The 22,922-nt window shown below is 44.5% G+C and carries 27 protein-coding genes and 1 pseudogene; 13 read left to right on the plus strand and 15 right to left on the minus strand.

Features of this window, described 5'->3' with window-relative positions; translation table 11 throughout:
* The first annotated feature begins 113 nt into the window (after positions 1-113).
* Together lpcA and QQ041_RS14870 are read left to right on the plus strand one after the other, a co-directional pair.
* Complete coding sequence (lpcA, locus tag QQ041_RS14865) at positions 114-689, plus strand: D-sedoheptulose 7-phosphate isomerase (protein WP_017063379.1); 576 nt, start codon at positions 114-116, stop codon at positions 687-689.
* 67 nt (positions 690-756) lie between these two features.
* A complete protein-coding gene (locus tag QQ041_RS14870) occupies positions 757-1,602 on the plus strand; it encodes a class II glutamine amidotransferase (protein WP_108156394.1) in 846 nt (281 codons plus the stop codon).
* 125 nt (positions 1,603-1,727) lie between these two features.
* Here QQ041_RS14870 and purN read toward each other — a convergent pair whose 3' ends face one another.
* The gene (gene purN, locus QQ041_RS14875) at positions 1,728-2,402 is read right to left on the minus strand and encodes a phosphoribosylglycinamide formyltransferase (protein ID WP_285954324.1); all 675 of its coding nucleotides are present in this window, start codon (positions 2,400-2,402) and stop codon (positions 1,728-1,730) included.
* Positions 2,403-2,534: 132 nt separating this feature from the next.
* Positions 2,535-3,575, minus strand: a complete 1,041-nt coding sequence (gene purM, locus QQ041_RS14880; RefSeq protein ID WP_102464690.1) for a phosphoribosylformylglycinamidine cyclo-ligase — start codon at positions 3,573-3,575, stop codon at positions 2,535-2,537.
* Positions 3,576-3,744: 169 nt separating this feature from the next.
* On the opposite strand from purM, the gene upp reads away from it, so the two are divergent.
* Positions 3,745-4,371 (plus strand): uracil phosphoribosyltransferase, encoded by a 627-nt coding sequence (upp, locus tag QQ041_RS14885; RefSeq protein ID WP_017060716.1) that lies wholly within the window; start codon positions 3,745-3,747, stop codon positions 4,369-4,371.
* 162 nt (positions 4,372-4,533) lie between these two features.
* Here upp and QQ041_RS14890 read toward each other — a convergent pair whose 3' ends face one another.
* The gene (locus QQ041_RS14890) at positions 4,534-5,772 is read right to left on the minus strand and encodes a uracil-xanthine permease family protein (RefSeq protein WP_146492112.1); all 1,239 of its coding nucleotides are present in this window, start codon (positions 5,770-5,772) and stop codon (positions 4,534-4,536) included.
* A 277-nt stretch (positions 5,773-6,049) separates the two neighbouring features.
* Here QQ041_RS14890 and QQ041_RS14895 point away from each other — a divergent pair, with 277 nt between their 5' ends.
* The gene (locus QQ041_RS14895; RefSeq protein ID WP_146492113.1) at positions 6,050-7,306 is read left to right on the plus strand and encodes a DUF2066 domain-containing protein; all 1,257 of its coding nucleotides are present in this window, start codon (positions 6,050-6,052) and stop codon (positions 7,304-7,306) included.
* Positions 7,307-7,418: 112 nt separating this feature from the next.
* On the opposite strand, the gene QQ041_RS14900 is transcribed toward QQ041_RS14895, so the two are convergent.
* The 4 genes from QQ041_RS14900 to QQ041_RS14915 form a co-directional block, all read right to left on the minus strand.
* Positions 7,419-7,856, minus strand: a complete 438-nt coding sequence (locus QQ041_RS14900; RefSeq protein ID WP_146492114.1) for a DUF2069 domain-containing protein — start codon at positions 7,854-7,856, stop codon at positions 7,419-7,421.
* Positions 7,853-8,446, minus strand: coding sequence for an NAD(P)H:quinone oxidoreductase (gene wrbA / locus QQ041_RS14905; RefSeq protein ID WP_285954325.1), 594 nt, complete (start codon positions 8,444-8,446; stop codon positions 7,853-7,855). The genes QQ041_RS14900 and wrbA overlap by 4 nt, the downstream gene beginning before the upstream one ends.
* Before the next feature lie 6 nt (positions 8,447-8,452).
* Positions 8,453-8,803, minus strand: a complete 351-nt coding sequence (gene arsC, locus QQ041_RS14910; RefSeq protein WP_061018581.1) for an arsenate reductase (glutaredoxin) — start codon at positions 8,801-8,803, stop codon at positions 8,453-8,455.
* A gap of 120 nt (positions 8,804-8,923) precedes the next feature.
* Positions 8,924-10,378 (minus strand): M48 family metallopeptidase, encoded by a 1,455-nt coding sequence (locus tag QQ041_RS14915; protein ID WP_285954326.1) that lies wholly within the window; start codon positions 10,376-10,378, stop codon positions 8,924-8,926.
* A gap of 178 nt (positions 10,379-10,556) precedes the next feature.
* On the opposite strand from QQ041_RS14915, the gene QQ041_RS14920 reads away from it, so the two are divergent.
* Both QQ041_RS14920 and QQ041_RS14925 read left to right on the plus strand, forming a co-directional pair.
* The gene (locus QQ041_RS14920) at positions 10,557-10,796 is read left to right on the plus strand and encodes a sulfurtransferase TusA family protein (protein ID WP_004738640.1); all 240 of its coding nucleotides are present in this window, start codon (positions 10,557-10,559) and stop codon (positions 10,794-10,796) included.
* Positions 10,789-11,865 (plus strand): AI-2E family transporter, encoded by a 1,077-nt coding sequence (locus QQ041_RS14925; RefSeq protein ID WP_146492117.1) that lies wholly within the window; start codon positions 10,789-10,791, stop codon positions 11,863-11,865. Before QQ041_RS14920 ends, QQ041_RS14925 begins: the two co-directional genes overlap by 8 nt.
* Positions 11,866-11,989: 124 nt before the next feature.
* On the opposite strand, the gene bcp is transcribed toward QQ041_RS14925, so the two are convergent.
* Both bcp and QQ041_RS14935 read right to left on the minus strand, forming a co-directional pair.
* Positions 11,990-12,460, minus strand: coding sequence for a thioredoxin-dependent thiol peroxidase (gene bcp, locus QQ041_RS14930; RefSeq protein WP_285954327.1), 471 nt, complete (start codon positions 12,458-12,460; stop codon positions 11,990-11,992).
* Between the two features lie 12 nt (positions 12,461-12,472).
* Positions 12,473-13,015 carry a glycine cleavage system protein R gene (locus QQ041_RS14935; RefSeq protein WP_146492478.1) on the minus strand — a complete coding sequence of 181 codons (543 nt, stop codon included), beginning with the start codon at positions 13,013-13,015 and terminating at the stop codon, positions 12,473-12,475.
* A 374-nt stretch (positions 13,016-13,389) separates the two neighbouring features.
* On the opposite strand from QQ041_RS14935, the gene dapA reads away from it, so the two are divergent.
* Both dapA and bamC read left to right on the plus strand, forming a co-directional pair.
* Positions 13,390-14,268: a 4-hydroxy-tetrahydrodipicolinate synthase gene (dapA, locus tag QQ041_RS14940; protein ID WP_146492477.1), complete on the plus strand. Its 879-nt coding sequence runs from the start codon at positions 13,390-13,392 to the stop codon at positions 14,266-14,268.
* Positions 14,269-14,317: 49 nt separating this feature from the next.
* A complete protein-coding gene (gene bamC / locus QQ041_RS14945; RefSeq protein ID WP_285954328.1) occupies positions 14,318-15,364 on the plus strand; it encodes an outer membrane protein assembly factor BamC in 1,047 nt (348 codons plus the stop codon).
* Between the two features lie 146 nt (positions 15,365-15,510).
* Here the strand turns inward: bamC and QQ041_RS14950 are convergent, their stop codons facing one another.
* From QQ041_RS14950 to QQ041_RS14965, 4 genes are all read right to left on the minus strand, one after another.
* Positions 15,511-15,720 carry a DUF2897 family protein gene (locus QQ041_RS14950; RefSeq protein ID WP_146492475.1) on the minus strand — a complete coding sequence of 70 codons (210 nt, stop codon included), beginning with the start codon at positions 15,718-15,720 and terminating at the stop codon, positions 15,511-15,513.
* Between the two features lie 8 nt (positions 15,721-15,728).
* On the minus strand, positions 15,729-16,403 hold the full coding sequence (locus tag QQ041_RS14955) for a M15 family metallopeptidase (protein WP_285954329.1): 675 nt from the start codon (positions 16,401-16,403) through the stop codon (positions 15,729-15,731).
* Positions 16,404-16,449: 46 nt separating this feature from the next.
* Complete coding sequence (dapE, locus tag QQ041_RS14960; protein WP_285954330.1) at positions 16,450-17,586, minus strand: succinyl-diaminopimelate desuccinylase; 1,137 nt, start codon at positions 17,584-17,586, stop codon at positions 16,450-16,452.
* A gap of 99 nt (positions 17,587-17,685) precedes the next feature.
* Entirely contained in the window at positions 17,686-18,033 is a 348-nt protein-coding gene (locus tag QQ041_RS14965) for an ArsC family reductase (RefSeq protein WP_060982502.1), read from the minus strand.
* 205 nt (positions 18,034-18,238) lie between these two features.
* Here QQ041_RS14965 and QQ041_RS14970 point away from each other — a divergent pair, with 205 nt between their 5' ends.
* Positions 18,239-18,526 (plus strand): helix-turn-helix domain-containing protein, encoded by a 288-nt coding sequence (locus QQ041_RS14970; protein ID WP_004734273.1) that lies wholly within the window; start codon positions 18,239-18,241, stop codon positions 18,524-18,526.
* Between the two features lie 92 nt (positions 18,527-18,618).
* On the opposite strand, the gene QQ041_RS14975 is transcribed toward QQ041_RS14970, so the two are convergent.
* Both QQ041_RS14975 and QQ041_RS14980 read right to left on the minus strand, forming a co-directional pair.
* Complete coding sequence (locus QQ041_RS14975) at positions 18,619-18,951, minus strand: DUF4156 domain-containing protein (RefSeq protein ID WP_061018570.1); 333 nt, start codon at positions 18,949-18,951, stop codon at positions 18,619-18,621.
* Positions 18,952-18,963: 12 nt separating this feature from the next.
* Positions 18,964-19,308, minus strand: a complete 345-nt coding sequence (locus QQ041_RS14980; protein ID WP_285954331.1) for a DUF2956 domain-containing protein — start codon at positions 19,306-19,308, stop codon at positions 18,964-18,966.
* A 109-nt stretch (positions 19,309-19,417) separates the two neighbouring features.
* On the opposite strand from QQ041_RS14980, the gene QQ041_RS14985 reads away from it, so the two are divergent.
* The 4 genes and pseudogenes from QQ041_RS14985 to QQ041_RS15000 form a co-directional block, all read left to right on the plus strand.
* The gene (locus QQ041_RS14985) at positions 19,418-19,879 is read left to right on the plus strand and encodes a DUF2919 domain-containing protein (protein WP_060982500.1); all 462 of its coding nucleotides are present in this window, start codon (positions 19,418-19,420) and stop codon (positions 19,877-19,879) included.
* A 65-nt stretch (positions 19,880-19,944) separates the two neighbouring features.
* Entirely contained in the window at positions 19,945-20,868 is a 924-nt protein-coding gene (locus QQ041_RS14990) for a Dyp-type peroxidase (RefSeq protein ID WP_285954332.1), read from the plus strand.
* Positions 20,869-20,989: 121 nt separating this feature from the next.
* Positions 20,990-22,123, plus strand: a complete 1,134-nt coding sequence (locus tag QQ041_RS14995) for a flagellin (RefSeq protein WP_285954333.1) — start codon at positions 20,990-20,992, stop codon at positions 22,121-22,123.
* Positions 22,124-22,419: 296 nt separating this feature from the next.
* Positions 22,420-22,922: pseudogene (locus tag QQ041_RS15000) on the plus strand (flagellin B); the annotation flags it as partial.

The following is a 22,922-nucleotide window of genomic DNA, read 5'->3' on the forward strand; positions in this document are numbered from 1 at the left end:
AGTGTCGACACTATTTCATGTTTGTGGGTAAACTCAGATATAAAGAGGGGAAAACCCTCAGCTCTCATTTCACGTACTTTAAGTTGCGTAAAAAAATATAAGAGATAAGCCTTATGTACCAAGACCTAATCAAAAGTGAATTGAACGAAGCTGCTGACGTTCTGAATAAGTTCCTGAGTGATGACCATAACATCGCTCAAATTGAAGCGGCGGCAAAACTGATTGCTGATTCATTCAAGCAAGAGGGCAAAGTGCTTTCTTGTGGCAACGGTGGTTCACACTGTGATGCAATGCACTTCGCGGAAGAGCTTACTGGCCGATACCGTGAAAACCGCCCAGGTTACGCTGGCATTGCGATTTCAGACCCAAGCCACCTGTCTTGCGTGAGTAATGATTTTGGCTACGACCACGTATTTTCGCGTTATGTAGAAGCGGTAGGTCGTAAAGGTGATGTGTTGTTCGGTCTGTCGACTTCAGGTAACTCGGCCAATATTTTAAAAGCGATTGAAGCCGCTCAAGCTAAAGGCATGAAGACGATTGCATTGACGGGTAAAGATGGCGGTAAAATGGCTGGTTGTGCTGATATCGAAATCCGAGTGCCACATTTTGGTTACGCAGACCGTATCCAAGAGATTCACATTAAGATCATTCATATTGTGATTCAGCTTGTCGAAAAAGAGATGGAATAATAATTTTACAGATATTTAGAGCCTAGGTTTGTGGCTCTATTGGTTTTAATAGGGAGTAGATTAAACCATGTGTGAATTGCTCGGTATGAGCGCGAATGTGCCAACTGATATTTGTTTTAGTTTCACCGGCCTGATGCAGCGTGGAGGTAATACCGGACCGCATCGTGATGGGTGGGGAATCACCTTTTATGAGGGGAAGGGCTTTCGAACGTTCAAAGATCCTAACCCTAGCTGTGAATCAAAGATTGCTGAGTTAGTTCAAAACTACCCAATTAAAAGCCAAGCCGTTGTCAGTCATATCCGTCAAGCCAATCGTGGTGGCGTTAATCTAGAAAACACTCACCCATTTACTCGTGAGCTTTGGGGACGATACTGGACCTTCGCTCATAATGGCCAATTAACGGATTACGATGATCTGGTTAGTGGTCGTTTCAGGCCTGTCGGTGAGACGGACAGTGAACTTTCTTTCTGTTGGTTAGTGAAACAATTAGAAGATCGTTTTCCTGAACCACCACAGGACATGGAAGGCATGTTTCGCTTTGTTGCAGAGTGTTGTGACCAGCTGCGTGAGAAAGGTGTCTTTAACATGCTACTCAGTGATGGTGAGTACGTCATGACCTACTGTACGAATCACTTATACTGGATAACAAGACGTGCGCCTTTTGGTAATGCGAGCCTGATTGACGAAGATGTTGAGATAAACTTCCAAGAAGAGACTACGCCAAATGATGTGGTTACGGTCGTCGCAACGCAGCCTCTAACATGCAATGAAGAGTGGTTTAGAATGAAGCCAGGCGAATACGCCCTGTTTCATTTTGGTGAGCTGATTGGTAACAACCATCAAGCGTTGGAAGATGTTGCTTATGCGCCGAAAAAGGTCGCGAGCCAAGCACCGACAGAGCCATTAAGTTAATGCTATAAATCATATTGCTTTAACCAGAACATGGAAAGGCCGCTTACTGCACTAATAAGTCAGTAAGCGGCCTTTTTGTTTTCTATTTGAGTGATTGTCGGTTTGTTTAGCGGATCACTCTGATATTACTCTTCTGCGTAACCGTGTTTGCCCAATGCCTTACCGTCTAAGACAGCCTGCCCATTTAGCATTGATAAACGATCTTCCGCGAACCATTTGCAGACCATAGGGTAAATGCAGTGTTCTTGAGTAAGCACTCGGCTTGCCAGCATATTAGCATCATCATCTTCAAATACTGGAACCTTAGCCTTTAAGATCACAGGGCCACCATCAAGTTCTTCGGTAACAAAGTGGACGCTAGTACCGTGTTCTTTGTCTTGCGCATCAATAGCACGCTGGTGGGTGTGTAGACCTGGATATTTAGGTAACAGGGAAGGGTGGATGTTGACCATTTTACCCACATAGTGACGAACAAACTCTGAACTTAGGATACGCATGTATCCTGCTAGTACGATTAAATCGGGTTGGTAGGCATCGATCTGAATCATCAATTCATGGTCAAACTTTTCACGTGAACCAAAGTCTTTTGGATTCACTGAATGTGCGTCAACACCTGCGGCTTTCGCTCGTTCTAATCCAAAAGCCTCTGCTTTGTTCGAGAAGACCGCCTTAACTGAAGCATCAATCATATTGCTATCACAGGCATCCAAAATTGCCTGTAAATTACTTCCGCTTCCTGAAACTAACACAACGATGTTTTTCTTAGAGTGACTGGTTTTATTTGAGTGATTGTTTTTCATAGAGTGGGTCATACGATTGATTAACGGGACTGTTTACAATGTACCTACATAAACTAAGGTTTTCTGCGGGCTAAATAGCAAAATGAGGACCATTAGGTCCTCATTGATTAACTAAGTAAGTGCGCGTATCACTTATTTGATTTCAACTTGTTCTTCGCCAGCTTCAGCGTTTGCGATCTCACCGATAACCCAAGCGTTTTCGCCTTCAGTTTTTAGTAGTTCAACAGCAGCGTCTGCTTGATCTTTAGGTAGAGCAACAACTAGGCCTACACCACAGTTGAAAGTGCGGTACATTTCAAATGTCTCCACGTTACCTTTCTCTTGTAGCCAGTTGAAGATAGCAGGCCATTCCCAGCTTTTGCCATCAATGACTGCTTTAGTACCTTCAGGAAGTACGCGTGGGATGTTTTCCCAGAAACCACCACCTGTGATGTGCGAGATAGCATGAATGTCATGCTCTGCAATCATCTTAAGTGCCGATTTGATGTAAATCTTAGTGGGTTCTAGTAGGTGCTCACCGATAGTGCGACCTTCTAGTTCTTCACTCTTATCAGCACCAGAAACTTCTAGAACTTTACGAATTAAAGAGTAACCGTTTGAGTGTGGACCACTTGAGCCAACAGCGATAAGTGCGTCACCTGCTGCTACTTTAGTACCGTCGATGATGTCAGCTTTCTCTACAACACCAACACAGAAGCCAGCTACGTCGTAGTCGTCGCCTTCGTACATGCCTGGCATTTCAGCCGTTTCACCACCGATTAGTGCACAACCAGCTTGAACACAACCTTCAGCGATACCAGAAACAACGTCTGCTGCTGTATCTACATCTAGCTTACCTGTTGCGTAGTAGTCTAGGAAGAATAGCGGCTCACCACCTTGAACGATTAGGTCGTTCACACACATTGCCACTAGATCGATACCAATGGTGTCGTGTTTTTTCAGATCCAAAGCAAGGCGAAGTTTAGTACCAACACCATCAGTACCTGAAACAAGTACTGGCTCTTTGTATTTCGTTGGAAGTTCACATAGGGCGCCAAAGCCACCAATACCGCCCATTACTTCAGGGCGACGAGTGCGTTTAACAGCACCTTTAATACGGTCTACTAGTGCATTACCTGCGTCGATATCAACACCAGCGTCTTTGTAGCTTAGAGAAGAAGTATTACCACTCACGGGATAGTCCTCGAACTTAAGTTGGATGTGAAAACGGCGCTATTCTAACAGGGCTTGATTACCAAGAGCAAACGTTTGCGCGGTTTTTTTTATTAGAATAAAGATTCTGAAATAACCACAAAGTTCGTGTATAATCTACAGGTTTGTTTAAATATTGCCGGAGTTGGAAATGAAAGTTGTTGAAGTGAAACACCCGCTAGTAAAACATAAAATTGGCCTGATGCGTGAAGGTGAGATTAGCACTAAGCGTTTTCGTGAGCTAGCGACAGAAGTGGGTAGCCTTCTAACATACGAAGCGACATCAGACTTTGAAACTGAGCGCGTAACGATTAACGGTTGGAACGGTCCAGTTGAAGTTGACCAAATTAAAGGTAAAAAAGTAACTGTAGTGCCAATCCTACGTGCTGGTCTAGGCATGATGGACGGCGTTCTTGAGCACATCCCAAGTGCACGTATCAGTGTTGTTGGTATCTACCGTGACGAAGAAACGCTTGAGCCAGTACCATACTTCAACAAGCTTGCATCTAACATCGACGAGCGTATTGCTCTAGTCGTAGATCCAATGCTTGCGACAGGTGGTTCTATGATCGCGACTATCGACCTGATGAAAGAGAAAGGTTGTAAGCACTTTAAGATTCTTGTGCTTGTTGCTGCTCCTGAAGGTATCGCTGCTCTAGAAAAAGCGCACCCAGACGTTGAGCTTTACACTGCTGCAATCGATGAGAAGCTAAATGACAAGGGCTACATTGTTCCTGGTCTTGGCGATGCTGGTGATAAGATCTTCGGTACTAAGTAATTCGGTTTCAGCTTAAGTGACTCTAAACCGTTTCTTAACTCGCTGAATTAGCCGTATTAATAAAAAGGGAGAGCATTCAATGCTCTCCCTTTTTTGATCTTGCTAGCTTGTGATGTTCTTTACTGAGTATCACAAGCCTCTAGTTAGTTCGTTGATTTGCAGTTAGTCGATTTGCGCTTTATCTACCACAGTGTTGTCACCTAGCTCATCTGGAAGTACTAAGTTAAGTAGAATCGCGACGATACCGCATAAGCTTACGCCTTGTAGGCTAAAGTCGCCGATGCCAAATGCCATGCCGCCAATACCGAAGACTAACGTAATGCCCACAATCACAAGGTTACGTGATTTGTGTAGATCGACTTTGTTCTGAATTAGAGTATTCAAGCCTACGGTTGCGATAGAACCAAATAGTAGAATCATGATGCCGCCCATCACAGGAACCGGAATTGTTTGGAGTAGTGCGCCTAGCTTGCCAACCAATGCAAGAACAATGGCTGTTACCGCAGCCCAAGTCATGATCACCGGGTTGAATGCTTTAGTCAGCATTACCGCGCCTGTTACTTCACTATAGGTTGTGTTTGGTGGAGCGCCCAGCATCGATGCAGCAATCGTTGCCACGCCGTCGCCTGTGATTGTGCGGTGCAGGCCTGGCTTCTTAAGGTAGTCTTTACCCGTCACGTTGGAAATCGCAAGCATGTCACCTACGTGCTCAACGGCTGGTGCAATCGCGACAAACACCATGAAGAAGATAGCGTTGATGTTGAATTCAGGCATAGTGAAGTTTGGCAGTGCCAACCACGACGCTTGTGCAACAGGTGCGAAGTCGACTGCGCCATAAACCAGGCTTGTTATGTATCCCGCAACAATACCACCGAAGATTGGTAGTAGCTTAAGGAAGCCTTTAGAGAACACACTGATGACAATTGTCACTAACAGTGAAATCGAAGAGATCCACAGTGCTGCGTCTGCATCAACAAGTTGAACTGCGCCATCACCTGTTTTACCTAGCGCCATGTTTACCGCCACAGGCGCAAGGCCTAGACCGATAACCATGATTACAGGGCCAACGACCACAGGTGGAAGTAACTTGTGGATGAAGGCTACGCCACGTACTTTAATCAACGCACCCATTAATACATACACAACACCCGCCGCCATAAGACCGCCCATGGTTGCACCTACACCCCAAGTTTGAATACCAAACATGATAGGCGCGATGAATGCAAAAGAAGACGCTAAGAAGATTGGCACTGAACGGCGTGTAATAAGTTGGAATAAAAGGGTACCGATACCTGCGCCAAAGAGTGCAACGTTAGGATCGAGTCCAGTCAGTAGCGGCACGAGTACAAGCGCACCAAAAGCTACGAACAGCATTTGTGCACCTTGCAGAGCATTCTTCATGTTATGTCCTTAAAAATGGTCGTTATATGAAAAGTGAAAAATAAAATTCGCAGGATTCTATCACTTAGCAATCGATTGCCGCACCAAATAGATCAAATTTATTTATCTTAGTGATGTTTTATATTTATCAAGGCTCGGAAATTCAGCCTATAAGTGAGCGATTTATCATGGCCAGGTGATATTTTGTGGTTATTAAACAGAGTGGGTGTTATCGACCTTGCCCCTCAATCCATAGTTGCTTATCATCTAGGCACAAGATTTGAATATTAGGATCAGTATGCGCTATATAGCATTGTTGTTGATGGGACTATTAGCCTCTCCGAGTTACGCCTTAACTCAAGTAGATATCTTTAGTGCTGAAGTTGCGATTAACGCTGAAGACAAACAGCCAGAACAAGTGGCAAGAAATACAGGTATGGAGCAGGTATTGATACGTGCGACTGGCCAAACTGATGTCGCTTCGAATGAGACAATTCAAAAGGCGATGCGCAAGAGTGCGCAGTACATGTCTCAAATGAGTTTTGGCGAAAGCAACGATCAATCAACATTGCGCATGCGTTTTAACGGTGCTCAAATCCGCTCTCTGTTGACTCAAGCGCAGTTACCGTACTGGCCTGACACGCGCTCAAACATCCTTGTTTGGCTGGTGGAAGAGGACAACTACGATAAGAACATCGTGTGGGAACACTCTAACTCACAGTTGGCCGCTGGCTTACAAGCGAACGCAAAGGAGCGAGGTTTGCCTTTGACGCTGCCTGTTGGTGATTTTGACGATATTACAGGTATTGCGACTTCTGATTTGTGGGGCAGCTTTGTTACGCCAATCAGTAAAGCAAGTCAGCGTTACCCTGTTGATGCTGTGTTGGTGATAAAGGCTCAATCTTCAGGTCTACGTTGGACTCTATACGATCAAAAGCCAAGTCAATTGACGAGCACACCAAAATCGCCAGTGAGTGGTTCGGTATCGGGCAACAGCGCAACAACTTCCAAGAAGTTAGTTGACCAAATCAGCAACTACTATGCAGGCAAAAGTGCTGTGACGGTAGCAAGTGAGTCATCAGAATCGATTTTAACGCAGTTTATTAGCCTGAATAATGCTCAAGACTTCTTCCAGTTGGAGAACGCACTTAAGCGTCTAAACTCGGTTGCAAGCCTAGATATTCTGAAGATTCAGAACAATGAAGTGACTTTCCGAATTCACTTATTGTCGACTCAACAAGAGTTTGAGCAAGAAGTGGAAAGCATTCGCCAAGTTGCGAAGGTTGAAGAATCTTACATTGAACCTGAAGTGAGCCCTGAATTTGAAACTCAAGACAACACCATGTCTGTTGGTGATGATTTAACAGGTGCTGCTGAAGTAGCTGGTGACGAAGCTGACTCAGGCGTACAAGTGAGTAAGGGCAACGAGGTATCTGTGGATGCTGAGCTAACCAACACGTCTGACGCAACGTTAGAGGAATCTAACACAGAAGATCTAACCATTACTGCGCCAGTACATGCTAAGCCAAGCTTAGTCTACGAGTGGGTTCGTTAATAATTATCAGCTGGCATAAGTGATTGAAATGAAAGTATGAAAAAGCCCTGCAAGAGGTTTCTCGCAGGGCTTTTTGTTTGTAAGCGGTCAGTTTGAAAGCATCAAATCAATATTATCGCTCGAACTTAGCTTTCTCTTTCTTTTCTACTTCAGAAAGGCGCTTAAGTTTGATGCCTAATTCTTTGGCACGAAAGCGAGTAAATAAGATATTGCCCGCGAACCCTAGAGTAGTCAGAAGCAGTTCAACCGCAGCTAGTAAGCGCTCACCACCGTCTACATACAAGATAGTTAATGCGTGTAGGAAGTAGAGCATTAAGACGAAATTAGCCCAAGCATGCGTATAAGGCTTACCTGCTAAAATCCCCGGTAATGGCAGTAACAGTGGTATAGCCCAAGCAATCGCAAGCGTTACATTACTCAGGTGAGGGTGCGGCGAAAGTGTCATCTGCCAAGCCACCACCCAGAATAAAAGCGACAAGTTACCCGCTAAAGCAAGGTAGCGAAATAACTTGGTTTTGGGAGACATAGCCTTCTCTGGCATATACATCATTGAGAAATTCCCTTCTGGTTTAGTGCGATACGTGCAAGGCGTTTGCCTAGATTTTGCGCCAACTCAACCTCTTCTTTGCTAAGTGAAGCGCTCTCTCCAGTACTGCTTGCACCATAAGGCGTACCACCAGTTTGAGTGGTGTGCAGCGCAGGTTCTGAGTAGGGGATGCCCATGATTAACATGCCGTGATGCAGCAGGGGCAACATCATGCTTTGTTGTGTCGTTTCTTGACCACCATGCAGTGATGAAGAAGAAGTAAATACACAAGCTGGCTTATCGATAAGATCGCCATTGATCCACAGTGATGTCGTGCTATCCCAAAAGTGCTTCATCGGCCCGGCCATATTGCCAAACCAAACTGGGCTGCCTAGCGCCAAACCATCACAAGATCGAAGTTCTTGTAACGAGGCGATAGGATCTGTTGGTTGATGACGCGAATCGGGCTGCTCTTCTACCGTGTACACGTCGTTCACTGTTCTCAGCATAGCTTCACACTCAGGGATGGACTCCACCCCTCGTGCAATCTGTCTTGCTAAAGCTTGTGTGTTGCCGTGGCGACTGTAATAAAGAACAAGAATGTTAATGCTCATATTGGATTACAGAATCTCTAGCACTTGCTCTGGTGGGCGACCAATTTTTGCTTTGTTGTTCGCAACAACCACAGGGCGTTCAAACAGTTTTGGGTTTGTCGCCATTGCTGAAAATAGATCTTCATCAGTAACTGAAGCATCACCAAGGTTTGCTTCTTTGTAATCCGCTTCTTTGGTGCGCATCATGTCGCGAACACTCTCAAACCCAAGCTGAGTGAACAGTACTTTCAGCTGTTCAACCGTCAAAGGATTTTCTAGGTATTTGATTACCTCTGGCTGTACGCCGTTTTCCTGAAGCACTTCTAGAGTTTGACGGCTCTTTGAGCAGCGTGGATTATGATAAATCACGACAGACATGGTTCTTCCTCATTATTATTTTTTGATTTAATTGTTTAGCTGAAGCCACCAGAGGTGACTTCTTTTTTTCGTAACGTTGAGCTTTTTTTTATACTGGCAACGAGCGTTACCAGTAACATATTATTGTAGCGACAAGAAGCGTTCTCTCTGAATCATGAGTTGATCAATTCGTGCGTCGTAGCGTGCTTGTTTTAGGCTGCCAAGCTCAGCGATTTGACTTGCTTGCGTGTAGTACTGAATCGCTTTGTTCCAGTTGGCTTGTAGTGCCAAAATTTCTGCACGAGCAGCTAGTTCTTCGTCGCTATTACCAAGGCTCGTATTTACTTTTGAAAGTAGGTGCCAGCCATTGGTGTCGTTCGGATTATCGTGGGTGTAACGTTGCAATACGCGAACGGCTTCTTGTAGATCTTCATTTTCAATCAGGGCATTGGCGTAGTTAATGGTCAGAACCGGGTTGTTTGGCTGGCGAATCAGTGCCGATTTAAGTTCTTTAATCGCAATCTCAGGCTGCTTCTTCTCGATGTGTAGGTCCGAAATAGCGTCTAGATAAAACAGGTTGGTTGGGTCGCTGTTAATCAGCTTGTTCAGAATTGGCTCTGCTTTGTCTAATTTTTTAGAATCTAGGTAAACCAGTGCTTGGCCATATTCTAATGACGGAACCATAGCTTTAGGGGCTTTCTTCAACTTACGCTCAAACCAGTCAAGAGCTGCATCATTATTAATGCCAGCATAGCGCGCGACAATACGGGCTCTTGCTAGATGGTAATCCAGTGATGGAGCAAGCTTCAGAGGCGGATAGCTGCGAGCACGTGCGCGTGAATCTGTGATTCGGTCTTCTGGTAATGGGTGAGTCAATAACATTGGTGGTGGTGTGCTTGCATAGCGGTATTCATCAGCCAAACGGCCAAAGAAACGTGGCATAGCATTCACATCGAATCCTGCTTTTGCAAGCGTGTTGATACCAAAACGGTCAGCTTCTTTTTCATTGCTACGCGTGTAGTTGATTTGGCTTTGCATGTTGCCCGCAGTAGTCGCAGTTAGGGCTGCGATCCCCGCTTCTGGTGCAGCAATTGCCAGTAATACAGAAGCAGCAAGTGCTGCGATGGTTACAGGAGAGCGGCGAGCTTGATCTTCCATACTACGTGCCAAGTGACGCTGAGTAACGTGCGCGATTTCGTGCGCTAATACAGAAGCCAGCTCACTTTCAGACTGTGCATGCAGGAATAGACCTGAGTGCAAAGCAACATAACCACCAAAGAAAGCAAAGGCGTTAATGTTGCGGTCACGGATCATAAAGAACTGAAAAGGTGTCTTTACATCATTCGCGTTTGCGACAAGGCGGTGGCCAAGCGTATCAATATACTGATTTAGAACAGGGTCGTTTACGATAGGTTGGCTGCTTCTGATGATACGCATGTAGGCATCACCATAGATAAGTTCTTGATCGATAGTGAGCGTGCCGCCAGCAGCGGTGCCGATGTCCGGTAAATCCAAGCTATTGGTGTTCGCCAACGTTGGGGTGCTTAATGTGGCTGCGATGCATAAGCAAGCAATTGAACGAGCGCGTTTAAACATATTAGTCAGTAATACTCCGTTTCTTCTGACAGTAGGACAAGGGCAATGCAAATTGGTTCTTTATCTAATTTAACCTTTGTTAAGTGCGTGCGCTATCCTGAAGGAAGATGAATCAATGATGGCACGTTTTTAAAAACAGATTACAATACGCCCCTTATAATAAGCATCGAGCCCAAGAATGACACCTAATATTCTAGATTTACGCCAAGAGCGCTGCCCAATGGCGTTATTATTAGCCAAGCGTCACAGTGTAAAGTTAGAAGTAGGGCAATCTTTGTCAATTTATGTATCAGATAACAGTTCGATGAAAGATATTGTTACTTTTTTGTCTAAGCAAGCTTATGTTGTCATGACAGAGGTTTGTTCTAATTACCATCATCTCCTCGTCACTAAAAAGGAATCGCAGTCAGATGCTTGAAATGGTCAGTCGTTGGTATAAACGACGTTTCTCTGATCCACACGCTGTCAGTTTGGTTGCCATCATTCTATTCGGCTTTATTACCATCTATTTCTTTGGTCACTTGATCGCACCATTATTGGTTGCGATTGTGTTGGCTTACTTGCTTGAGTGGCCTGTGACTCAACTTCAACGATTGGGTGTTCCAAGAACGCCGTCGGTGATGTTGGTGATCTTAATGTTCTTTAGCGTGATGCTATTGGCGATATTTGGTTTGGTGCCAACCATTTGGGAGCAAGTAGGCAACCTAATCAATGATATTCCAAGCATGTATGGCGGCTTACAGAAGTTCATTGCGACGATACCTGAACGCTATCCTGAGCTAGCAAACTTACAAATTGTTGAATCTATTGTGTCTAACGCGAAAAATAAAGCTCTAGGCTTTGGTGAAAGTGTGGTGAAGGGCTCTTTAGCTTCTCTCGTTAGCTTGGCTACGCTTGCAGTTTACTTGATTCTAGTACCGCTGCTGATCTTCTTCTTACTAAAAGATAAAGAAGAGATGATTAGCATGGCGAGTGGTGTTCTTCCTCGAAACCGTCGTTTGGCGACCAAAGTATGGGTTGAGATGAACCAGCAAATATCGAATTACATTCGCGGTAAGGTCTTAGAGATTTTAATCGTTGGTGGTGTCAGCTATGTAACTTTCGCGATTCTGGATCTGCGTTATTCAGTATTGTTGGCTGTAGCGGTTGGCTTCTCGGTATTGATTCCTTATATCGGTGCGGCAGCTGTGACTGTTCCGGTGGCGATTGTTGGTCTGTTCCAGTGGGGATTAGAACCTCAGTTTTACTGGTTGCTTCTCGCTTACGGTATTATTCAAGCGCTAGATGGCAACGTGCTCGTTCCGGTTCTTTTCTCTGAAGCGGTGAACCTGCACCCTGTGGCTATTATTGTTGCTGTGTTAGTGTTTGGTGGACTGTGGGGATTCTGGGGGGTGTTCTTTGCTATCCCGTTGGCAACGCTAGTTAAGGCGGTTTGGAATGCCTTACCGAGTCACGCATTAGACGATGACCCTGAACATCAAAAGTAATTGAACTTGTTATAGAAAAAGGCCGAACATTCATGATGTTCGGCCTTTTTTCGCTTAGCTTAATGAGTGTTGCTCTTGGCTTAGAGAGTGATGAATCTAAGGCATTAACTCACTCAAATCGCCTTTAAGCTTCTTGATTGAAGTAATCTAGAACCACTTCGTGGTGAGTCTTAGTCTTGAACTTGTTGAAGACGTGCTCAATCTGACCTTCTTCGTCAATTAGAAAGCTAATGCGGTGCAGGCCATCGTAAACCTTGCCCATGAATTTCTTCTCGCCCCAAACACCGAACTGCTCAGCAACACTGTGGTCTTCGTCAGATAGCAGTGTGAAGTTTAGAGATTTCTTCGCAACGAAGTTTGGTAGGCGTTTCACTGGGTCGATGCTGACACCCAGAACAACCACATTGAGGTCATCAAGCTGTGCTTTGATATCACGCAGGCCTTCTGCTTGCACAATACAACCTGGAGTCATTGCTTTTGGGTAGAAGTAGAAAAGTACTTTTTTACCTTTGAAGTCACCAAGAGATACGATATTGCCATCTTGATCTGGAAGCGAAAAAGCAGGTGCTGGAACACCAGCCGTTAGCGTATTCATGACATTTCCTTTTTAAAGACTGTTTTTAATAAAGTTGAGCGAGCCTTGGACTGATAGGCTCTGACACAGCGAGTTGAATTCTTCTTGTAGCTGCATCAAATTACATTCTGATTGTACAGAAGCGGTAATAGAGATATGGAATTGGTCGTTGTCGAGTTGAACCTTAGACTTATTGATGGTTCGTGCACTTAACGAATTGAGGCCGATATTTCGGTCTGCGAAGAACTGGGTAAACTGCTCAGTAAGGCCGATTTTATCGTCTGACTCAACGAACACCTCTACTGTGTAAGAGTTCTCAATAACATCATGAGGTGAGGTTCGCTTCATAATCGTAATCAAGTCGTGCTCTTGGCCAAGCAAGGGCAGGGTGGTTTCAACGCGGGTAATGTTATTTGCCTTTCCAGACAGCAGCATGATAAGCGTAAATTCTTCGCCAAATAGAGCGATACGGCTATCAATAATGTTACAGCCTGATTGGGTGACTAAATGAACCACTTGGTTGCATACACCTGGGCGATCAGTGCCCACAGCTGTGATTACTAGATGTTGAGTCATAAAATCACGTCTCTTTATATTCCATTGATTCATGCATGTTAGCACAGTTAGCTCGTGGAATAAGCGTGCGTACGGGGCTTTTTATGAGGCTTCTTGCTTCTAACATGTAACCAATGATAAGAATATTGAGAGTGTTAAAAATGAGATAGAGTGGTGAGAGTACAGCTTACTTGTTGCTGACATCCAATGATGTGCTATCCGCTAGATTGAGCGCAGGTTACCAAAATTCTAGGTAGAACCACCGTTAGAAGTCGTTTTACCTCAAACATACGACAATATTTACTGCAGATGTTGCCGGTAAGCCACTTTAATGTCTTGTGTTTATTGATTGGCTTACAGTAACATGCAAAAAGAATAAATTAAGGGAGATAGACATGTTTTCAGGAAGTATCGTTGCGCTAGTTACGCCATTTAATACAGATGGTGAAGTGGATTTCGACAGCCTTAAAAAGTTAGTTGAGCACCATGTTGCTGCAGGTAGTGATGGTCTGGTTGCGGTTGGCACAACAGGTGAGTCTTCAACACTCACTATTGAAGAGCATGTCAAAGTCGTCAATAAGATCGTTGAATTTGCTGATGGTCGTATCCCAGTTATCGCAGGTACAGGCGCTAATGCTACGCACGAGTCAGTGCTATTCAGTCGTTTATTGAACGGTTCTGGTATTGCGGGTTGCCTTAGTGTAACGCCTTACTACAACAAACCGACTCAAGAAGGTTTGTACCAACACTACAAAGCGATTGCTGAAGTAAGTGACGTTCCTCAAATCCTATATAATGTACCGGGTCGTACTGCCGTAGACCTATTACCAGAGACTGTTGCTCGCCTTTCTGAAATCGAAAACATCGTTGCACTTAAAGATGCGACGGGTGATCTCGACAGAATTGCAATTCACCGTGAACTTTGTGGCGAAGATTTTATCTTACTAAGTGGTGATGACTTAACAGGTCTAGAATTTGTTAAGCGTGGTGGTGATGGCGTGATTTCTGTAACGAATAACGTTGCAGCGGCGGATATGGCTACTATGTTCAAACTTGCGAAAGAAGGTAAGTTTGAAGAAGCAGAAGCGATCAATGAGCGCTTGATGCCTCTACATAAGAATTTGTTCGTTGAGTCTAACCCTATTCCCGTAAAATGGGCGGTTCATAAAATGGGTCTGATTGCTGAAGGTGGCTTACGTCTGCCTCTGACTGAACTGTCAGAACCAGCTCAACCTGTTGTTGCTCAAGCAATGACTGAAGCGTGTATTTACTAAAAACGTATGAAGTGATGCCGAAGCGAACCTTCGGCATTTAGGAGTATAAATGAAGTATTCTCACCAGCTAGTGATTGGGTCACTGGCTGTTTTCGTTCTTACAGCATGTTCTGGCAGCCCGACTCAACGTCGTCAAGCCAAAGATGATTTCGAATACTTAGAAACACCTGAGTTTTCACAATGGCAATTGCCTGAAGATGCTCAGCCTCAGTTCTACCCAAACTTTGACATCCCAAGCGGTGAGTTCAGCGGTGGTATTGGCCGTGAAGTGGATATTCGTCCTCCGCAACAGGTTCTTGAATTGATTCCTGGTGCTCGTGCTGAGCGTCAAAATGGTGAAGTGACACTATGGCTTCTTCGTGCTGAAGAGGCTGACAGAGTGTGGCAAACGGCTGTAGATATGCTAGCTCAGCGTGGCATTGGTATTCGTGAGCAATCAGAGAATGAGATTGAGACTGATTGGGTAACTTGGGTTTCTGAAGATGAAGACGTAGAGATTGGCAGCCGCTACTCTATGTCTCGTTTCCAAGCGAACAACCGTCACGGCTTCAAGATTAACCTGATTGATTGGCGTGAAGGTACTGAAGAGAAACCGGTAACGGCAACCAATAAAGAGCGTTACAACGCGTTCCTGACTAACCTAGTTATGGCTAAGTACGATGAAAACCTTCGTGCTGAAGCAGCGCTGAAAGCGCAAGAGTTGGTGAAGCGAATCCCAATCTCAATGGGTGCGGACCGCAGTGGTTTCCCTGTGATTATTGCTCGTACACCATACAATGTATTCTGGCAGCGCCTGCCTAACTTGTTGCCTGCTATGGGCTTTGAGCTTGAAGAACGCAATCAATCTCAGGGTACGGTGAAGGCGAAGTACGCAGCACCAGATGATGAGTTCTGGGAAGAAATTGGCCTACAGCCTATCGATTTAGCGCCAGGCACTTACAACTTCCTATTTGGTGATCTTGGTAACCGTACGTCGATTAACGTAACGGATGCATCAGGTAAGCCAGTAGAAGAAGAGCTGCTTAAGTCAATGGTTCCGGTACTAGCGCATATTGCTGACCAGACCAAAAATGACAAAGAAGCGAAAGCTGAGTAGTAGCACTTAAGCAGTCACAGAGCTGGGTTCAATCAGATCTGTGACTAGCTAAGGCCAATAAAAAAGAGGACACATTGTGTCCTCTTTTTTTGTATTCGTTGTTATCAGACTATTGGTCTATCAAGCGGATTAGCCAAAGAAAAAAGCTATGCGTCTTTACTGTCTTTGGATTCTTCTTTTTCAGCTTTCTCTTGATTCTGTTTATCCAATCGATTGAGCTTATCTAAGTCTCGCTCTGTTTTACCACGACCCGTCAGATCCATATTTGCGGTCTGTTTGAGAGCTGCGATGTTACCCACCACAACGCTAACTACGATGATGATGATAACCCAAGGGTTTGTAAGCCACTCTAACATAAGCGCTCCTAATGGCTGATGTTCGCTACGAAGCGTGCGTAGATCTCGTCTAGCTGCTCCATAATAATCTCATACCCTAATATTGGCTTAGATTGGAGTTGCTTGCCAAGTAAAGTCGGAGATAACTGTGATAAACACGACTCCGATACTTTACGATGGCTGATATGCCATGGTTCGATCGCCACACCACCAAGGTCTTCGCTATAAGGAAAAAAGAACCCAAACTGTGAAGCATGAACAGACAACCATTGGTAAAATGCTTGCTGGTGGCCAGTAAGGTATTCCCATGGCTCTAATTGCAGCTGTGTACCTTCTGGTAAGTTGTTTCGAGCAAAGACATCAAAGTCACAGCCCCAATGGTGACGGCTCGCACCGGGAAGGGCAGACCACCTAAGAATGGCTGACAGTTTTTGGTGCTCACTGAGTGTTGAAGCATCAAGTGGTTGGCTTTCTGAATCTAATATTGGAGCGTCACCAGAAAACTTACGGTTCCAAATCAGAGATTGCCTTTCATAGTCGCGAAAACCACTGGCAATCTCCATTTTAAAACCAGCGAGTTGAGCAGCTTCAATCAAATTGTTTAGGTCACCTTTGACGTCACTGTGAACCAAGAAGGTTTTGGTGCCAATGAGGCTAGGTTCTAGGTGAGAATCTGATTGTCCGGTTAGCTGCTCTGGTGTCATAACGTGCCTCTCAAGAATTAGATGCTATGAATCGCTGATAAAAGAACTATTTAGCGAACAGGTTCACTAATGTTTTTTCGTACATGTCGGTTAGCTTCTCTAAATCAGCCACTTTCACGCATTCGTTAACCTTGTGAATAGTTGCATTCACAGGGCCTAGTTCTACGACTTGCCCTTTCATGCGTGCAATAAAGCGTCCGTCAGATGTCCCACCTGTTGTAAGTAACGCAGGTTTAACATCATTTACGTCGCCTACTGCATCGACAATAGCGTCAAGTAATGAGCCTGCGTCTGTTAAGAACGGGTCACCATTGAATGTCCATTTAAGGTCGTATTCGAAGTCGTACTTATCTAGCGTAGTTGTGATTCGTTCAACGATGATGTCGTTGCTTAACTCGGTACTAAAACGCAGGTTAAACTGAACATTGAACTCACCGGGGATAACGTTTGAAGCCCCTGTGCCCGCGCTTACATTTGGGATTTGGAAACTGGTTGGTGGGAAGTAATCATTACCTTTATCCCACTCAGTCGTTGCCAACTCGTTGATTGCAAGCAGAGAGCTGTGTACTGGGTTATTCGCAAGGTGAGGGTAGGCAACATGACCTTGTGTACCCTTAATCGTTAGGTCGCCTGTGATAGAGCCACGACGACCGTTCTTCACTACATCACCTACAAACTCAGTGCTTGATGGTTCACCGACAATACACATGTCGATGTTCTCACCGCGCGCCATCAACGTTTCAACAACACGTACCGTACCGTTGATGAAAGGACCTTCTTCATCAGAGGTGATAAGGAAACCGATTGAACCAGTGTGATCTGGGTGTTTGGCAATGAACTGTTCTACAGCCACAATCATTGATGCCAGAGAGCCCTTCATATCTGCCGCGCCGCGACCATGTAAGTAGCCATCAACAATCGTTGGCTCAAATGGCTTGGTGTTCCATTGTTCGATTGGACCAGCTGGAACCACGTCAGTGTGGCCTGCAAAAGCAAATAGAGGGGCTTCGGTACCACGACGAGCCCAGAAGTTCGTAGTATCTTCAAATACCATGACTTCGATTTCAAAACCGAGTGCTTTTAAGCGTTCAATCATCAGGTCTTGGCAACCTGCATCTTCTGGTGTTACCGATTGACGGCTGATTAGGTCTTTTGCCAGAGCCAAAGTTGGGCTGTCTGTCATCCTTGAATTCCTTGTTTAAATAAAACGTCTAGTCATTAATGTTTAGGACGCTGATTTCATGATCAACGTCCAGTTGTCTATCTATGTGAATACAACGGCCTAAGAAAAAATAGCCGCGTATTGGTCTGCTTTAAATCCGATGTGAAGCTTACCATCTACTTTTAAGATTGGGCGCTTGATCATTGCTGGTTGCTCAACAAGCAAAGCCACTGCTTTTTCTTCCGTTAACGTGTCTTTTTGCTCTTGAGGAAGTTGGCGATAAGTTGTCCCACGTTTGTTTAGCACAAGCTCCCAACCTAGCTCAGAACAGAAGTTTGTTACTAGCTCTGTGTTGATGCCTTGTTTGCGATAATCGTGAAATTCGAACTCGATACCTTCAGCTTCGAGCCATTTCTTTGCTTTTTTAATAGTGTCGCAATTTGGGATACCAAACATAGTGATAGTCATTATTCTTCCTTTGAGTGATTTTATTTCATTGTTATGAGTTGAATCCTATCAGGAAGCAGCAACTCAGACAAAATAGAGTGATGAATATTTCATAGAGTGAAAAAAAAGCGTAAGAAAATGTCACTATTGGAGACTTATTGATCAGCCTCAACATGTTGTCAGCGAAAAAAGAAATAATTGAGCTGCACATATATAGGAGGTGTCAATGGAGTTGAGTCCTGTTTTTGCAAGGCGGCTATATTTAGCATTGTTAGTGGAAAGCCTTGATAGGCCAAATGTGCCTAAACTCATCGAAAAAACGGGGTGGCCTCGTCGTACTATTCAAGATGTACTCAAGGCGTTACCGGGGATCGGTATTGAACTTATGTTTGTTCAAGATGGGCGACGTCATAATGATGGCTATTACCAGTTATCCGACTGGGGGCCATTTGACAGTCAATGGGTTATCCAGCGTAAAGGCGATATAGCAACAAGCCTTGGATTTAGTGCATAAGCCAGCGAAAGCTGGCTTTCTTTTTTGTAGTAGAAGTAGTCGTGGTAGCATCTCGCTCATTTTAGTGCTGAGCTACCTAATTACGTTTCTATCTACTTACACAAATAAGCTGTGCCAAGCATGGTCACGGAAGTGGCAAAGTCTTGGGGAAGGGTAAATATCACGGTGTCTGCGCCTAGTTCAATCGTATTCGATTTGAGTTCATTCATGGCGCCCTGAATCAAGGTGTCGTTTGGGTAAAACAGGTAACTATACCAATGCCCCTCGCTGCCGGTGACCTCTCCTTTATATTCGCATTGGTCGATATTAATCAGGCCGTGGTAGTCCATTTGTACTTTGTCAGCTTCGCTATGGGGCATTGATGTCGGTGTCGTGCAACCTAGCAATGCACCACTTATAATCAAAGCGACTAATTCCTTTTTCATACGATTACCCTGTTATTTCATCAAATAAATTGCGAAGCCTATCCAGCTAGCGACCAATAGTAGCCACGGCAATTTATTGGCGTGATTTGATGCGGTTTCAACGCTAGTGTCGATATCCTGCTCTTGAGCTTGGTGCGCTTGTTGAGTCTGCTTCTCTTTCTGTACTCGTTTCTTTGCTTTATCAGCTTGGCGACTGCGTTCTTTTTGCTGTTTCTTATAGAGCGCAATGCCTTTCTCAATCCCCTGAGCAATCAATTTAGTTTGTTCTTTGGTTTGAGCGGGTTTTTGAGTCGCTTTGGCTATCTTCAGTGCGTCTTGTTGAGATTCAACAGACGGTGTACTAGTTTTCTTTTTCATACTGAGTTCGATAATTAAAACGGATTAACCAATAAGATAACGCAAACCTAGTTAAGTATGAATGATTTGCGTTAAAGTGTTGGTTTGAAACTAAGTGAAAGTGAGATTTGTGCGGTACTCCATAGAACAATACGATAAGCACGGCTTTTTAAAAGCCCCAATTCTATTATGGTTGGGTTGGCTGTTTCTTGCGAAAGCGCTGGTCGTGTTCATTGTTGCAGGTGCAAGTAGAGAGTCGGGAACCGATATTCTCGAGATCATCTATCCAGATCATCATATGTTTTATGTAGGGATCGCTTTGAGTATCCCTAGCTTGTTACTCATGTGGTTGTTTGGGCTAAGATCTCCAGATAGAAAGCGCCTGAATAAAGTCGTATCTTGGGGGCGTTGGGTCACTATGACGGCTATTTTAGCACAAGGCTCTCATACGATTTATTTAATCTATTTGGATAACGGATGGTTCCGTTGGTCAAATGGTCTCACTCTATTGCTGCTCTTATGGTTAGCGCTTTATCTAACTAATAGCCATGCAGCAAAGGATTGCTTTAAAGTGGTTGAGCACGAAGACTGATTCTCATCAAAACATTTGTCCTATTCACAATTATACTTAGAAGCTAAAACTGGAAGGAATAATCTATGTTTAATGTCTCAAATGAGCAGCCTAACGTTCAAAGTGCTATCTTGCCAGAAGCTGGGCCTTTCGCTCTTTACGTTCAACTTAAAGTGAATGCTAACGCTACTAATGTACTCGCAGAAATTCAAAAGATTCCTGCGCTAATCGAAGGGCTCAATCAAACTCAACCAGATGCGAACTTAACGGCGTCAGTTGCGTTCTCAAAGGCTTTTTGGGATAAGTTCGAGCAAGCTGCTCCCTCGGACTTAATTGATTTTCCTGCGCTTGGCGAAGGTGATGTCACTGCACCGAGCACATTGTCTGATGTTCTGATTCACTGTCATTCAAATCGACACGATCTGCACTTCTTCATCCTACGTAAATTGCTATCTGAAGTAGCTGCGGACGTTGAAGTAGTTGATGAAACCTACGGTTACCGTTTCCTAGATTCACGTGACATGACCGACTTCGTTGATGGCACCGAAAACCCGAAAGACGCACAGCGCGCTGAAGTGGCGATTGTGCCTGAAGGTGAATTTGCTGGCGGTAGCTATGTGATGGTGCAACGTTTTGTGCACAACCTACCTGCTTGGAACCGATTGAATGTATCAGCACAAGAGAAAGTCGTGGGTCGTACTAAGCCCGATTCAATCGAGCTAGACGATGTTCCTGCGGCGTCTCACGTTGGTCGTGTGGATATTAAAGAAGAAGGCAAGGGCCTTAAAATTGTTCGTCACAGCCTGCCTTACGGCACAGCAACGGGCGACCACGGCTTATTGTTCATTGCTTACTGTAATGTCCGTCATAACTTTGATGCGATGCTAGAGAGCATGTATGGCGTAACAGATGGTAAAACAGACCAACTGCTTCGTTTTACTAAAGCGGTGACAGGCGCTTACTACTTTGCTCCTTCAACTGAGATGTTGAGTGCATTAACGGTTAAGTAAATCGCCTCAAATAGAATAAATAATGGGAGCCTCAGGGCTCCTTTTTTATTAAAGCTTTAGATGAATTGGTCGATATAAGAGCAATCGTGAGTTTTATTCATCTTTTTGTAAGTGAAGGTCTATGGCTATAACTGTTAATACAAATGTCTCAGCGCTGGTGGCTCAGAGGAATCTGTCGAATGCCAACAACATGCTGAACCAATCTTTGGAGCGCTTAGCTTCAGGGAGTCGTATTAATAGTGCAAAAGACGATGCGGCTGGCTTACAAATTTCGAATCGATTAGAAGCGCAGATGAGCGGCATTGATGTCGCGGTTCGAAACGCTAACGACGGAATCTCCATTATGCAGACGGCAGAAGGAGCAATGAATGAAACCACTAATATCATGCAGCGCATGAGAGATTTGTCCCTACAAGCGAGTAACGGGTCGAATAGCTCATCGGAACGAATCGCTATTCAAGAGGAAGTCACCGCCTTAAATGACGAGCTGAATCGAATTGCAGAAACCACCTCATTCGGTGGTAAAAAACTCCTCAACGGCAGCTTTGGACATACCTCTTTTCAAATCGGTGGCAGTTCTGGCGAAGCGGTGCAGATAGGCTTAAAAAGCATGCGTACCGATGACATCAACATGGGTGGATTTAGCTATGTCTCCAATGGTATGGCTAGTAATTCATGGGAAGTGAAATCCAACCAGAATGATATGACGATGTCGTTTACCGATCGTTTTGGTCAGCCACAAGAGATCACCATCAACGCGAAAGCGGGCGATGATATTGAAGAGCTGGCGACCTACATCAATGGTCAGACGGATCTCGTGTCAGCTTCGGTTAATGATGACGGGCAACTTCAGATCTATATGTCTGGCGAAGATACTGCGGGCACGATCTCTTTTTCAGGTTCTTTAGCCAGTGAGCTTTCGATGTCGGCGGGTTATTACGAATCTGTCGATGACATCAATGTCACCGATGTGGGTGGAGCGCAACGTGCAGTTTCTATTTTAGATACAGCAATGAAGTACGTGGATAGTCATCGTTCTGAGTTAGGCGCAATGCAAAACCGCTTTGATCATGCCATCAATAACCTTGAAAATGTTCATGAGAACTTGGCGACATCAAATAGTCGTATTAAAGATACCGACTACGTCAAAGAAACTACTCAGATGCTTAAGCAACAAATTTTGCAGCAAGTGAGCACAACGATACTCGCTCAAGCCAAGCAAGCTCCGAATCTCGCTTTAACGTTATTAGGTTAATGAATTACCTCGAATCTTATAAAGGTATTTCAGCTTAATCAGTCTGTTTGGTTAATTAAAATACAAATTATTGCTCGACCGACTTCTCGGCAACTTTAGCGTTTTTCTCATCTTTTTTTGATAATTTTACTGCCAGTCACGCTTTCTTCTCCTTTATCGCTATTTCTTTAATTTTGTTGTTTTTTTCCTAAAGGTTTCGCCAATCACGCCGTTATTAAAAGTAACTTAGAGATAACTACTTGGTTTTCCGAGACGTCGGAAACCGCTATACCGGAAAATCAATTGGAGAAATCACCATGGCAGTGAATGTAAATACAAACGTTTCAGCGATGACAGCGCAACGTTACCTAAACAACGCAAACAGCGCACAACAAACATCAATGGAGCGTCTAGCTTCAGGCTCAAAAATCAACAGCGCAAAAGATGACGCTGCGGGCCTACAAATCTCTAACCGTTTGAACGTTCAGAGCCGCGGCCTTGATGTTGCAGTACGTAACGCGAACGACGGTATCTCGATTGCACAAACTGCTGAAGGTGCAATGAACGAGACGACTAACATCCTGCAACGTATGCGTGATTTGTCTCTACAATCTTCAAACGGCTCAAACTCAAAATCAGAGCGTGTAGCGATTCAAGAAGAAGTAACAGCACTGAACGACGAACTAAACCGTATCGCGGAAACCACGTCTTTTGGTGGTAATAAGCTGCTTAACGGTACTCACGGCACTAAATCATTCCAAATCGGTGCGGATAACGGTGAAGCGGTAATGCTTCAACTGAAAGACATGCGCTCTGATAA

Source organism: Vibrio sp. TMPB1044 (assembly GCF_030442075.1).
In the GTDB taxonomy this organism is placed as follows: domain Bacteria; phylum Pseudomonadota; class Gammaproteobacteria; order Enterobacterales; family Vibrionaceae; genus Vibrio; species Vibrio satsumensis.